Source organism: Methylorubrum subtropicum, assembly GCF_038442325.1.
In the GTDB taxonomy this organism is placed as follows: Bacteria; Pseudomonadota; Alphaproteobacteria; order Rhizobiales; family Beijerinckiaceae; genus Methylobacterium; species Methylobacterium subtropicum.
The window spans coordinates 36,709-49,863 of record NZ_JBBXMW010000004.1 but is presented as its reverse complement, the minus strand read 5'-3'; the positions used below and the strand labels follow the sequence as shown (position 1 = coordinate 49,863).

Below are 13,155 nucleotides of genomic sequence, written 5' to 3'. Positions count from 1 at the left end.
CGGTCGAGCCGCGTTGCGGTGTCCGCCTAAGGGCCCGCCGCGCGGGCGCGACCGAGCCTCGCCACGCGAAACCCCGGTCAGGATGTCCAGCGCCTCCGCCTCACCGTCGCCCGCCGGCGGGCCCGTCGCCGTCGTCGCCGACGACGACGCGTTCTTCCGCCTCGCCCTGACGACCCTGCTGGTACGCCGCCTCGGCTTCGCCCGCGTGGTCGAGACCGGCTCCCTCGACGAGGCGCTGGCGGCGCTGGCCGAGACGCCGGAGGCGAGCCTCGCCCTGTTCGACCTGCGCATGCCCGGCATGGCCGGCGCCGCCTCGCTCAGCGCCGTGCGCGAGTGTTTTCCGGCGGTGAAGGCCGCGATCCTCTCGGGCTCGACCGACCGGGAGGACATCCTGACCGCGCTCGCCGCCGGCAGCCACGGCTACGTGCCCAAGACCCTGCCGCCGCCGGAGGTGGTGAGCGCGCTCGAAGTCATTCTGAGCGGCGCGATCTACGTGCCGCCGTTCCTGGCCGACATCCCCGGCCCCGGCAGCGCGCCGCCCCCGGTGCCGCGGGAGCCCGGCGACGTGCCCGCGGCCTCGCTGACCCGGCGCCAGCGCGACGTGCTCGAACTGATCGTGGACGGCCGCTCCAACAAGGAGATCGCCCGCACCCTGGCGCTCGGCGAGGGCACGGTGAAGGTCCACGTCGCCGCCCTGCTGCGCGCACTCGGCGTCGCCAACCGCGCCGCCGCCGCCGCGCTCGGCGCACGGGCGCTGGGGCGGACCTGACGAGCTTTCAGGCGCAGCGCGCCGGATCAGCCCGCCCGCTCCGCGCCCAGCGCTCGACGGTGGCGAGCAGTGCCTCGCGCTTGAACGGCTTGCCGATATGGCCCTGCATGCCGGCAGCGAGATAGTCCGACATCTGGTGCGGCAGGACATTCGCCGTCATCGCGACGATCGGCACCTCGGCCGCCGGGCCGCCCAGCGCACGGATGCAGCGGGTGGCGGTCATCCCGTCCATGCCCGGCATCTGAATGTCCATCAGCACGAGATCGTAGGCGCGCTCGGCCACCGCCTGGATCGCCTCGGCCCCGCTCGACGCGACATCGACGGCGTGGCCGCCGAGTTCGAGCACGGCGCGGCCGAGTTCCTGATTCAGAAACACGTCCTCGACCAGCAGCACCCGGCAGCCGGGACGGCCCAGCCGCTCCGCTGCGGGGGCGACCGGCGCCGGCAGGGCCGCGGCGGGCAGCGGAACCTCGACTCGGAAGGTCGATCCGATATCGGGCTCGCTGGTGAGCCCGATCGTGCCGCCCATCAGCTCCACGAGCCGCTTCGAGATGGCGAGCCCGAGCCCGGTGCCGCCGAACGCGCGCCGGATCGTGCCGTCGATCTGGCTGAAACGCTCGAACAGCAGATGCTGCTTGGCCGCCGGGATGCCGATGCCGGTGTCGCGCACCGAGAAGCCGATTCGCTCGTCGCTGCCGGCTTCCAGCAGAAGGGTGACGTCGCCGCGGCGGGTGAACTTCACCGCGTTGTTGAGGAGGTTGAGCAGCACCTGCCGCAGCCGGTCGCGGTCGCCGAGGACGGCACCGGGGAGGCCGGGGCCGATCTCGACCGTCAGGCTCAAACCCTTCTGCTCGGCGCTGGGGCGCACGATCGCGGCGGCTTCCTCCGCGAGCGGAGCCAGGGCGAAGGGCGTGGGCCTCAGTTCGATCCGGCCCGCCTCGATCTGCGAGAAGTCCAGGATGTCATCGACGATGGTCAGCAGCGCCGAGCCGGCGGAGCGGACGCGCTCGGCGTGGAGGCGGGCGCCGTGACCGAGGGTGGGATCGTCGAGCAGGAGGTCGGTGTAGCCGAGCATGCCGTTGAGCGGCGTGCGGATCTCGTGGCTCATGGAGGCCAGGAAATCGGTCTTGGCGCGGCTCGCCGCCTCGGCCTGGACGCGGGCGGCGTCGAGTTCCGCCGTGCGCTCGGCGACGCGCTCGGCCAAAGTCGCGTTGAGGTCGCGCAGGGCCCGCTCGGCGGAATCGCGGGCGGTATCGTCGCGCACCGTCAGCACGGCGCCGACCTGCCGCCCGTCGGCGCCGCGCAGCGGCTGGGCGGTGCCGACCGCCAGCACCCGCGAGCCGTCGGGCCGGTGGATGCGCCAGCGCGCATCCTCCACCCGCTCACCCGCGACCGCGCGCACGAGCGGCAATTCGCCGGTCGGATAGGGCCGGCCGTCCTCGGTGAAGAGATGGTAGGTCTCGCTGTAGCGCTCCGGCGCGATATCGAGCCGGGCGACGCCGTGGATCGCGGCCGCCGCTTCGTTGACGAAGGTGAGCCCGCCCGCCGCGTCGGCGACGATGACGCCCTCGGCGAGCTGACCGAGGATCGCCGCGTTCCGGTCATCGGCAGCCCGCGCCCGCTCCGCCTGCTGCTCGTAGAGGCGCAAATGCGCGACGACGACCGTGGCGAGATCGCGCAGCCGCTCGCGGTCCTGCGGCCCGAAGGCGCGCGGCTGCCGGTCCATCAGGCAGAGCGTCCCGATCCGCACCCCCGGCCGCAGGATCAGCGGCGCGCCCGCGTAGAAGCGGATGTGGGGCTCGCGCGTGACCAGCGGGTTGTCGGCAAACAGCGGGTCGGCCCGCGTGTCCTCGATGACGAGGCCGGCATCCGACAGGATGGTGTGGGCGCAGAAGGCCACGTCGCGCGGCGCGCCCTCGGCCTCGATCCCGCATTTGGCCTTGAACCAGAGGTCGTCGGCATCGAGCAGGGCGACCGTGGCGATCGGCACCGAGAACAGGGCGGCGGCGGTGCGGCAGACCGCGTCGAAATGCGGCTCGGGCGCGGTCCCGAGGATGCCGAGCGCCTGGAGCGCGGCGATCCGTTCCGGCTCGTTCGGCGGAGTGGCGACCATACCGATCCAGCGCCTCAAGGGCGCACGCGGCGATCAAGGCCTACGTGCGTCGATCCGATCCTCGACGCGGGAAGCTTCGCATCGACCGGTTGAAGCCTGTTTAATCCATGCGGTGGCGCGGCGATCATCACACTTTCGGGAAAGGCGTTTTTCGCCTGTCGCCGTAATCTCCTGGAACCGAAAGGGAGCGCGTGCGGCAAGTCGCGGCAGCCGCCCCAGGTTGATGCGCCGCCGCCGGGAACCGACTATCGGGGTTTCCCCGATATCCCACGGCACGCTGGCAGGGATCGACCGATGAGCGCCCTCGACGGACTGCTCCTCCTGGCCTTCCTGGCCCCGCCGACGCCGATCCGGCCGGAGCCGCCGCGGCGGATGCCGGGCTGGTTCCCGGCCTTCATCATGGGCGCGACCGTGTTCCTGATGGTGGCGCCGATGATCGCGATCTGGGGTTTCCACCGCCCGGAAAAGCCGTTCCGCGACGCCTGCACGGCGGCGGGCGGGCGCGTGGTCCCGGCCTCGCTGGCGGGCGACGGCCCGCCGCGGTGCCGCCGGCCGTAGAACGCAAAAAAATCATCGAGCCCGTCATTCCGGGGCTCGCCGAAGGCGAGAACCCGGAATCCACGACTGGCCGCCACGGTGCGGCTACAGCCGGGCATCCCGCATCACGGGTGGATTCCGGGTTCCGCTGGCGCGGCCCCGGAATGACGGGGGTGGGGTTACTGGTTGCCCTCGACGGCGCTGCGCAGCACCGGGGTCCAGCGGGCGACCTCGCTCTCGACGAGCTTCTGCAGGGCGGCCGGGCCGGCCTCGCCGTCCTTCGGCACGGTGCCGCCGAGTTCGAGGATGCGCTTCTTGGCGTTCGGGTCCTTCAGCGCCGCGTCGAGGGCAGCGACGAGCTTCTTGCGCACGTCCTCGGGCAGGCCCTTGGGGGCGAACACCGCGTTCCAGGCGCTGACCTCGTAGCCCGGCAGACCGGCTTCCTTGGTGGTCGGCACGTCGGGCAGGCTCGGGTTCCGCTCGGGCGTGGCGATCGCGTAGGCCTTGATCGTGCCGCCGTTGATCTGCGTGGCGACGTTGACGATCTGGTCGGTCATGAAGTCGACCTGACCGGCCATGAGGTCGTTCAGCGCCGGGCCGGTGCCGCGATAGACCACGAGCGTCGGCTTGGCGCCGATCTGCGAATCGAACAGCACGCCGGTCGAGTGCGAGACCGAGCCGACGCCGGCATGCGCCTGGTTGATCGAGGCGCCGCCCGCCTTCACCGCCTCGACGAAGCTCTTCAGGTCGGGGGCCGGGAAGGCCTTCTTGGCGACGATGACGATGGGCGTGCCGGCGGCCATGCCGATCGGGTCGAAGCTGGAGGCCGGGTCATATTTTAGACCCTTGAACAGGGCCGGCGCCGCGCCGTGCGTGCCCATGTGGCCCATCATGATGGTGTAGCCGTCGGGCGTGGCCTGCGCGGCGCGGGTGATGCCGGTGGTGCCGCCGGCCCCGGCGACGTTCTCGATCACCACCTGCTGGCCGAGCGCCTTCGACATCGGGTCGGCGACGATGCGGGCGACGATGTCGGTCGGGCCGCCGGCGGCGAACGGGACCACCATGGTGATCGGCCGCTGCGGATAGGAATCGGCCTGGGCGGTGGCGGCGGTCAGAGCGGCCAGTAGCCCGAACGCGAGAGCCTTTTTCACGGTATTCCCCCTGTTTGATCTTGGTGTCTTTGTGAACGAAACGCTCGGCCGCGGCGGCGCGTCCCTTAGGAACGAAAGCCGCCGCAGCTTTAATCCTGTCGAATCAGGCCTCGGTGAAGACTTCGTCGCGGCTCTTTCGCAGCGACGGCAGCAGCGCCGCGGCGAGGATCGCGAAGGCGATGATGAACAGCACCGCGCTGACCGGCCGCTCCAGGAACACCATCGGATCGCCGCGCGAGAGCGTGAGCGAACGGCGCAGGTATTCCTCCATCAGCTTGCCGAGGACGAAGCCGAGCAGCAGCGGAGCCGGCTCGAAGCCGAACTTGATCAGCAGGTAGCCCATCAGCCCGAAGAAGCCGATCAGCATCACGTCGGTCGGGACCGAGTTGATCGAGTAGATGCCGACCGAGCAGAACATCAGGATCGCCGGGAACATCAGCCGGTAGGGCACCTTCAACAGGCGCACCCAGACGCCGACGAGCGGCAGGTTGATGACCAGCAGCATCAGGTTGCCGATCCACATCGAGGCGATCATGCCCCAGAACAGGTCGGGGCTCTTGGTCATCACACCGGGGCCGGGGATGATGCCGTGGATCGTCATGGCGCCGACCATCAGGGCCATCACGGCGTTCGGCGGGATGCCGAGCGTCAGCAGCGGGATGAAGGCGGTCTGCGCGCCCGCGTTGTTGGCGCTCTCAGGGCCGGCCACGCCCTCGATGGCGCCGCGGCCGAAGCGGCGCGGGTCCTTGGCGATCTTCTTCTCGATCGTGTAGGCGGCGAACGGCCCGAGCACGGCGCCGTTGCCCGGCAGGATGCCCAGCGTCGCGCCGATGGCGGTCCCGCGCAACGTCGCGGGCAGCGCCTGCTTGAGGTCGGCGAGGCCCGGCAGCAGCCGGCCGATGCGCTCGCGCACCACGTCGCGGGTCTCGGTCTGGTCGAGGTTGCGCAGGATCTCGGCGATGCCGAACAGGCCCATCGCCAGCACCGAGAAGTCGACGCCGTCGGTGAGGAACGAGAAGCCGAAGGTCATCCGCTCCTGGCCGGTCTCGAGGTCGGTGCCGACCACCGCGAACAGCACGCCGACGAGGATCATCGCCACCGCCTTGAGCACCGAGCCGTGGGCGAGCACGACCGCGAAGGCCAGACCCATCACCATCAGGGCGAAGTACTCGGCCGGACCGAAGATCAGGGCGAGCTTGGTGAGCGGCGCGCCCAGCGCGGCGATCAGCAGGGTCGCGACCGTGCCGGCGAAGAACGAGGCGATGGCCGCGGTGCCGAGCGCGATGCCGGCCTTGCCCTGGCGGGCCATCTGGTGGCCGTCGAGCGTGGTGACGACCGAAGTCGCCTCGCCGGGGATGTTGACGAGGATCGCGGTGGTCGAGCCGCCGTACTGCGCGCCGTAATAGATGCCGGCGAGCATGATGAGAGCGCCGACCGGATCGAGCCCGAAGGTGATCGGCAGGAGCATCGCGATGGTGGCGATCGGCCCGACGCCGGGCAGAACGCCGATCAGCGTGCCGACGAGGCAGCCGAGGAAGCACAGGGCGATGTTCTGGAGGCCGAGAGCGACCGAGAAGCCGAGGCCCAGATTGTTGAGAAGGTCCGCCACGGGAGCCGCTCCGAGATCAGGTGGTCAGGGAGTGGCGCGCGACCTCGATGGGTTCGCGCCGGCTCGAGCGACGTTGGACGAGGAGGAGACCCAAACCGGCGAGCGCCAGGGCGCCGGCGGCGATCCGCAGCATCGTGCGGGCCGGCAGGACGCCGGTCATCGCCTGGACGACCGCCGTCGGGAAGATCGGGATCGGCAGGTTCAGCATGTCGCCGAACAGCAGCATGCAGCCCGCCGTGAGGAACAGGGCCAGCGTCAGCAGTTCGAGGAAGCGCGCCTCGGTGCCGGCATAACCCGCGATGATGATGGCCAGCGGGCCGGCAACGATGAGGCCGAGGCCCGGCGTGGTGATGCCGCCGATCGCGAAGGGGCGGATCGTGACCGCGAAGGCGATGATCGCCAGGGTGATGACGACGGGGCCGCGGAGCGTGAACGCCTGCAGCGGGGCGCCGTCATGGGTGAAGCCGGAGATCGCGAGCGCGAGCCCGCAGAGGCCGACGCCGACGGAGAGCCAGAACGGCATCAGGCCGGGGCCGATGACGCGGAGCGAGCCGTAATCGAGGTCGCTGCCCGCCCAGATGCCGAACAACCCGAGTCCGATCAGGCCGAGGCCGGCGACCAGACTCTGCGGTGCCCGCACCGGACCGCGGCGCGACGACGTGCCGTCGAGGGGCGCGTCCATTCCTGATTCCTCCGAGTTCGGTGCCGCCGTCGAGGGCGGCTTTTTCGGCGTTCTGGCACGGCGCAGCGGACGCGTCGTGCCTCTAATGATGTCTTTTGGCGGTGATCCACGGCGGGCCTTGCCCGGCCGTGCATGCCTTCCGGATCAGTCGGCCTGGATGCCGGCTTCCTTGACCACCGGGGTCCAGCGGGCGATCTCGGACTTGACGTGTTCGGCCAGCGCCTCGGGCGTCGAGGGCGTGACCTTGGCGCTGAAGCCCTTCATCCGCTCGGCCAGCCCCGGATCGGCCAGCGCCTTGACGGCGGCGGCGTTGAGGACGTCGATGATCGGCTTCGGGGTCTTGGGCGGCGCAAACAGCGCGTTCCACGTGTAGGTCTCGTAGGCCGGGAGGCCCGATTCCGCGATGGTCGGCACGTCGGGGAAGGAGGGCGCGCGCTCCTTCGTCGTCACGGCGAGCGCCCGCAGGCTGCCGGCCTTGATGAATTCGGAGGCCGAGGGGAGGTTGTCGAACTGGATCGGCACCTGACCGGCGACCACGTCGTTCAGCGCCGGGCCGGAGCCGCGATAGGGGATGTGCTGCATCTTCACGTCGGCGAGGCTCTTGAACAGCTCGCCCGAGAGGTGGAGCGGCGTGCCGACGCCCGAGGAGGCGTAGTTGTACTTGGTCGGGTCGGCCTTCAGCAGGGCGATCAGCTCCTGCACGTTCTTGGCCGGCAGGTTCGGGTTGACCACGAGCACGTTCGGCACGACGGCAAGCAGGGCCACGGGGCTGAAATCGGTGACCGGGTCGTAGGGCTTGCGCTTGAGGATGAGCGGGTTCAGCGCGTGCGTCGCGACCGTGCCCATGAGGATGGTGTAGCCGTCGGGCTCGGCCTTGGCCACGCGCGCCGCGCCGACGTTGCCACCTGCGCCGACCACGTTCTCGACCACGACCTGCTGGCCGAGGATCTCCGACATCTTCTGCGCGACGAGGCGCCCGACCACGTCGGTCGAGCCGCCCGCGGCGAAGGGAACCACGAGGGTGATGGGCCGTGTCGGATAAGCCGGCGCCTGCGCTTGCGCGTCGAACGGCAGCGCGGCGGCGATCATCCCGCCGACGACGAGCGCCCGGCGCGACAGGGTGAAGAGACCCATCCAAAATCCTCCCGAATCATTGTCTTGGCGCGCCGGTTCGAGGCGGCACGCCCCCGCATGAAGGGAGGGGAACGGCGCGCCGCGCAAGCCGTGCGCGGCGGCGATATGCAACAGACTTGTGGAGTCGCAACATAAATCGACCCGTCTCCGGGCTGTCCACAACAGGATCGACGATCCTGTTCAGTGCCTCTCGCCGACGAGGGCCGTCGACAGGCCTCGTCTCCTTGTGCACGGACGATCGATGCTGAATGTCATCATCGACGGGATTGGGCGATTGAAAAAGACGTGCCGTCAGGCCGGCCCGGAATGGGGCGGGCCGAAGAAGGTCTCGCGCTCGATGAAGATCAGTTCCGAGCGCTTGTGCGGGAGGTCGAACTCCTTGAGCCGCACGAAGCCCTGACCCTGCATGTACTCGATCCAGCGCACGTGATCGATGCGGGGATCGCCGATCACCCGATAGGTCCGGGAATCGTCGAGGAACATGTAGTGGAGCACGGCGCGGAACCACGCCTCGACCTTGCCCGGCCCCTGATGGCGCGGGTCGCCGACGAGGAGATGCAGGCCGCGGTCGTAATTGTGCACGTCGTAGAACGGCGAGACCCGGTCTTCCTTGGCCCAGTAGATCTCGAAATAGGCGAACGGCGCGTCGTCGAAGCAGCCGACGAAGCTGCCCATGTGCGGGTCGGCGGCGACCGTCGAGAGGTACTTGCGGTGATGGTCGTGGTCGCCGCGCTCGTTCCAGAAGGCGGCGACGCTGTCGAGGTTCATCCAGCGGTTGATGGTGTCGAGGTCGCCCTCGATATCGACGGCGCGAATGGAGAAATCCGCCTTGAAGCGCGGCATGTGGCGCCGGTAGACCTCGCCGACCGGCTTCACTGGACGCTTCGGGTGGCGCTTGTCGCCGCTCATCACGTAAGTCAGCGGCGTCGATCCGCTGGCCCGGCCCTTCAGCCACAGGTCGGGATGCTGCCAGAACGCGCCGCGCTGCGCGGTCAGCCGCAGGCCCCCCTCCCCCGGCTCTACGCCCGAGACCACGCCGGCCCGGATCGCCTCGCGGGCCCAGGCCTGCGAGGCCGGCAGAGTGATCTCAGCCGCCTCGACCTTCGGGCGCCGGGCGAAGACGTGGGCCAGCAGTGGCAGCAGGGCTTCCGGCGGCAGGCCCTCCTCGAAGCCGTCGATGGCCGCGAAGACGTGCCGCTCGGGGCGCGCCAGGACCAGCGCGCCGGATCCTTCCACGACGATGCGGGCCCGCTCGTCCTCGACCTCGGCGAAAATCTTTCGCCCGTCGGCGAGGACGAGGGTGAAGGGCAAGGTGTCCTGATCCAAAGCACTCACCACGTGTAACCCGCTCCGACGATGACCTTGCGCTCCTGGCCGTAGAAGCAGGAAGTCGGGTCGCTGCAGGTGGCGATGTACTTCCGGTCGGCGAGATTGCGGATGTTGAGAGAGAAGCGCCAGTTCTCGTAGGCGTAGGAGATGCCGGCATCGACGAGGAAGAATTCCGGCGACCGGACGACCAGAGGATTGTTCGCGTCGGTCACATCGACGCCGCCGTAGGAGGCGCCGGTGTAGCGCAGGCCCGCACCGATGCGCAGACCGCGCAGATCTCCGGTCAGGAAGGTGTAATCACCCCAGAGCGAACCGATGCGATCCGGCACCGCCGTCGGACGCAGGCCGACATCCGATGGAAAATCCTCACTGCCGATCACGCGTACATCCTGAAGGGTGTAGGAGCCGATCATCCGGAAGCCGTTTCCGAGGTCGACCAGCGCCTCCATTTCGTATCCGCGCGAACGCAGATCCTGCGCGTAGCCCGTGGTTCCGAACGTCGTGATGACGTTGGTCTGCGTGATGTCGAAGGCGGCGGCGCTGAGCAGGATCGGCAGGCCCGGCGGCTGATAGCGGATGCCGACCTCCTCCTGCTTGCCGAAGCTCGGGCGGAACGGGCCCGTGGCGTCACCGGGACCGGCATTTTCTCTGCCAAGGCGACCGGCGCCCGGATTGACGGTGAACGACTCTGAATAGCTGATGTAGGGCGCCAATCCGTTGTCGAAGAGATAGACGGCGCCGACGCGCGGCGACAGGGCCGTATCGTTCGATACGCCCGAAATCCCTGCCGTCAGCGGATCCTTGAAGTTGCTGACGGCGGCGTCGTAGCGGAACCCGCCGGTCAGCACGAGCTTGTCGAAGAACTTGATCTGATCTTGGAAATAGGCGCCGACCTGCGAAACGGTCTGCCGCTGATCCTGGTACAGCTCCAGCGGGCCGGCGATCGGCTCGCGGGCACCGGTGAACAGATCGAGGGCACCGCCCAGCGCGAAGCTCTGCCGGTCGTAACCGAACTGATTCAGGTAATCGACGCCCATCAGCACGGTGTGCTTCGTCGGGCCGACGGTGAAATCCGCCTGAAGCTGGTTGTCGACCGTCAGCGTTCTGGCGCCGATGTTTCCGCCGATGGCGTTCCGACCGATGGTGCGCTGCGCGGTGATCTTTTGGGCCTCCGACAAACCGTCCGCGAATTGCGGGATGCCGGTGCCGTAGACGGTGTTGATGCTCGTGGCGACGGTCGCGTAACGCAGGTTCTGACGGACGGCGAAGATGTCGTTGAAGCGGTGCTCGAATTCGTAGCCGATGGCGTATTGCGTGCGGATCTGCTTGTCGTAGTTCAGGTTTCCCGTCCAGAGCCGGCGCGAGATGCGTCCGTTCGGATTCGGCAGCACGGTGCCGCGGGCCGGCAGGAAGTCGCTGTCGATATGCGTGTCGTCCTGCAGCACCGAGCCGAACACGATCAGCGAGGTCTGGTTGTCGGGCTTCCAGGCGATCGACGGCGCGAGCGCGAAGCGCTGGCCGGTGAAGGGGTTGCCGCCGTTGAGCTGGGTGTTCTGGCCGACGCCGACCATGCGGTAGCTCAGCGTTCCGTCCGCGTTGAGCGCCCCGCCGAAATCGACGCCGACGCGCGGCTGCTCGAAGTTGCCGACCTGCATCTCGACGTTGGCGAAGGGCACCGGAGTCGGGCGCTTCGAGACGTAGTTGATGGTGCCGCCGGGGCCGCCTTGCCCGTAGATGACCGAGGCCGGACCGCGCAGCACTTCGATCCGCTCGACGGTGAACGGATCGACCCGGTAGCCGCTATAGGGACGGGTCAAGGGCAGGCGCAGGTTGTCCTGAAAGAAGTTCGCCGGCAGGCCGCGGATGGTGATGTAGCTGTCGGAACGTGAGTTGTTGCCGTAGGTGTCGGCGTTGATGCCCGGCGTGTACTGGAAGACTTCCGAAGCGCTGGTGGATTGCTGGACCTGAATTCGGTCTTGCCCGATGACGGTGATCGATTGCGGGGTCTCGATGATCGGCGCGGCGGTCTTGGTGCCCGCAGTGCTGGTGCGGGCGACGTAGCCCTCGACCGGGCCCTTGCCGCCGGCTTCCGGATCGCCGGAGACCGAGACGACGTTGCGGCCCGGGGCGCGGCCGCCGGGGCGGCCGGTGCCGCCGCCCTCGCCCGCCACCGAGATCTCGTCGAGCCGGGTCGATTCCTGGGCGAGCGCGCCGAGCGGCGCCACGAGGCCGACCGCGCCGAGCAACGCCGCCGAGCCGGCGGACAGCACCGACATCCGGCACAGTTCCGAGATACGCATCAACACCCCCGAGGAAGAGATCGTCCAATGGTCTAGCTTGCTATTCGGTCGTGCCTTGACATGCAATCCATGCCATCAAATATGGAATTATTTTTAGAACCGTTCTACTTTTGAAAGCTTCCAAGTAGACTGCCGATCCATCCCGGATGAGCTTACGAATTGTGGCCGCACCGTCACACCGGCACGGAAATCAACGGTATGCTGGAACTCAACGGCGGGTCATCCACACGAAGTCAGCCCGCGGAGGCGAGGGAACGGCCGGTCTGGCCGGAGAGGAGGTCGCCGACGATCTCGGAGGCCCGCAGCGGCAGGATCGAGAGCAGCGTGTCCGACAGGCCGTGGCTGCGCTCGTTGCAACCCTGGAGATAGATGCGCGAGGTGTAAGCTGCCGGCGTCTTGAGCCGGTAGAACCGATCGACCTCGAACGCGCCGAGATCGGGGCTCAAGCCCGCGAGCAGCCGCTCATGGCCGTCGTGGCGGTAGCCGGTGGCCAGGATCGCGACATCGAAGCCCTCGCTCGTGACAGCGCCGCCGACCGCGTCGCGCAGGTCGAGGACGAGGCCGTCCCGTTCGCGGGCGGCCTCGATGGTGCGCCCCGACAGCACCCGGTGCCGCTCGGTGCCGGCGACGCGCTGGCGGTAGAGCATCGCGTAGATGCGCTCGATCAGGTCGTGATTGACCACGGCGTAGTTGGTGTTGCGCATGGAGGCGATGAGGCTGTGGCGCGCCTCCGCCTCCATCGCATGGACCGCATCGACGAAGGCGGCGTCGAACACCTCGTTGACGAAGGGGCTGTCGTCGGCGGGGCGGAGGGCATGGTCGCGCAGGATCAGCGTCGCTTCCGCCTCGGGGAAGCGCTGGGTGACGTCGTAGAAGACTTCCGCCGCGCTCTGCCCTCCGCCGATCACCGCGACGCGGACGGGGCCGCGCGAACCGATCCGCGCATCGCGCCGCGACAGGTAGGTCGAGGTGTGGACGATCCGGTCCTCGCTCAGGCCATCGAACAGGTCCGGGATGCGCGGGCGCCCGCCGACCGCGACGACGAGGTCGCGGGTCAGACGCTCGCTGCGGGCGCCGTCGGCGTTGCGCGAGACGACCCGCAGGCGCGAGACGGTGCCGTTGCGGGTGACCGGCTCCACCGCCTCGACGGTCTCGCCGTAGCTCACGCGATCCTCGAAGGCGGCCGCCGCCCAGCGGAAGTAATCGGTGAACTCCTCCCGCGTCGGCGCGTCCTGCTTGAGGTTGATGAAGCTCTCCAGCCGGCCCTTGTGGTGCAGGTAGTTCACGAAGGTGAACGGGCTCGTCGGGTCGCGCAGCGTCGCCAGATCCTTGAGGAAGGAGATCTGGACGGTCGCGCCCTCGATCTGCATGTCGCGGTGCCAGTGGAATCCGTCCTGGCGCTCCAGAAACCCCCAGTCGAGCCGCTTGGCGCCGGGCATCTCGGCGAGCGCCACGGCGAGCGCGAGGTTGGCCGGCCCGAAGCCGATGCCGATCAGATCTTTCTCCTTGTGGGTCATGTCCATCCCGTTCA

The 13,155-nt window shown here is 68.9% G+C and carries 10 protein-coding genes; 2 read left to right on the top strand and 8 right to left on the bottom strand.

From position 1 onward, the window contains the following. The first annotated feature begins 82 nt into the window (after positions 1-82). A complete protein-coding gene (locus AAHG03_RS07190; protein ID WP_342149819.1) occupies positions 83-769 on the top strand; it encodes a response regulator transcription factor in 687 nt (228 codons plus the stop codon). A gap of 7 nt (positions 770-776) precedes the next feature. Here AAHG03_RS07190 and AAHG03_RS07185 read toward each other — a convergent pair whose 3' ends face one another. Next, positions 777-2,882: a GAF domain-containing hybrid sensor histidine kinase/response regulator gene (locus AAHG03_RS07185; RefSeq protein WP_342149818.1), complete on the bottom strand. Its 2,106-nt coding sequence runs from the start codon at positions 2,880-2,882 to the stop codon at positions 777-779. Between the two features lie 294 nt (positions 2,883-3,176). Here AAHG03_RS07185 and AAHG03_RS07180 point away from each other — a divergent pair, with 294 nt between their 5' ends. Next, positions 3,177-3,440, top strand: a complete 264-nt coding sequence (locus tag AAHG03_RS07180; protein WP_342149816.1) for a hypothetical protein — start codon at positions 3,177-3,179, stop codon at positions 3,438-3,440. Between the two features lie 158 nt (positions 3,441-3,598). Here AAHG03_RS07180 and AAHG03_RS07175 read toward each other — a convergent pair whose 3' ends face one another. The 7 genes from AAHG03_RS07175 to AAHG03_RS07145 form a co-directional block, all read right to left on the bottom strand. Then, on the bottom strand, positions 3,599-4,570 hold the full coding sequence (locus AAHG03_RS07175) for a tripartite tricarboxylate transporter substrate-binding protein (protein ID WP_342149815.1): 972 nt from the start codon (positions 4,568-4,570) through the stop codon (positions 3,599-3,601). Positions 4,571-4,673: 103 nt separating this feature from the next. Then, entirely contained in the window at positions 4,674-6,179 is a 1,506-nt protein-coding gene (locus AAHG03_RS07170) for a tripartite tricarboxylate transporter permease (RefSeq protein ID WP_342149813.1), read from the bottom strand. Positions 6,180-6,195: 16 nt separating this feature from the next. Then, the gene (locus tag AAHG03_RS07165; RefSeq protein WP_342149811.1) at positions 6,196-6,861 is read right to left on the bottom strand and encodes a tripartite tricarboxylate transporter TctB family protein; all 666 of its coding nucleotides are present in this window, start codon (positions 6,859-6,861) and stop codon (positions 6,196-6,198) included. A 144-nt stretch (positions 6,862-7,005) separates the two neighbouring features. Continuing rightward, positions 7,006-7,995: a Bug family tripartite tricarboxylate transporter substrate binding protein gene (locus AAHG03_RS07160; protein WP_342149809.1), complete on the bottom strand. Its 990-nt coding sequence runs from the start codon at positions 7,993-7,995 to the stop codon at positions 7,006-7,008. Between the two features lie 291 nt (positions 7,996-8,286). Next, positions 8,287-9,333, bottom strand: coding sequence for a GNAT family N-acetyltransferase (locus AAHG03_RS07155; RefSeq protein WP_342149808.1), 1,047 nt, complete (start codon positions 9,331-9,333; stop codon positions 8,287-8,289). Beyond that, a complete protein-coding gene (locus AAHG03_RS07150) occupies positions 9,327-11,624 on the bottom strand; it encodes a TonB-dependent siderophore receptor (RefSeq protein ID WP_342149806.1) in 2,298 nt (765 codons plus the stop codon). Before AAHG03_RS07150 ends, AAHG03_RS07155 begins: the two co-directional genes overlap by 7 nt. A gap of 233 nt (positions 11,625-11,857) precedes the next feature. Then, on the bottom strand, positions 11,858-13,141 hold the full coding sequence (locus AAHG03_RS07145) for a lysine N(6)-hydroxylase/L-ornithine N(5)-oxygenase family protein (RefSeq protein WP_342149804.1): 1,284 nt from the start codon (positions 13,139-13,141) through the stop codon (positions 11,858-11,860). Positions 13,142-13,155: the final 14 nt, after the last annotated feature.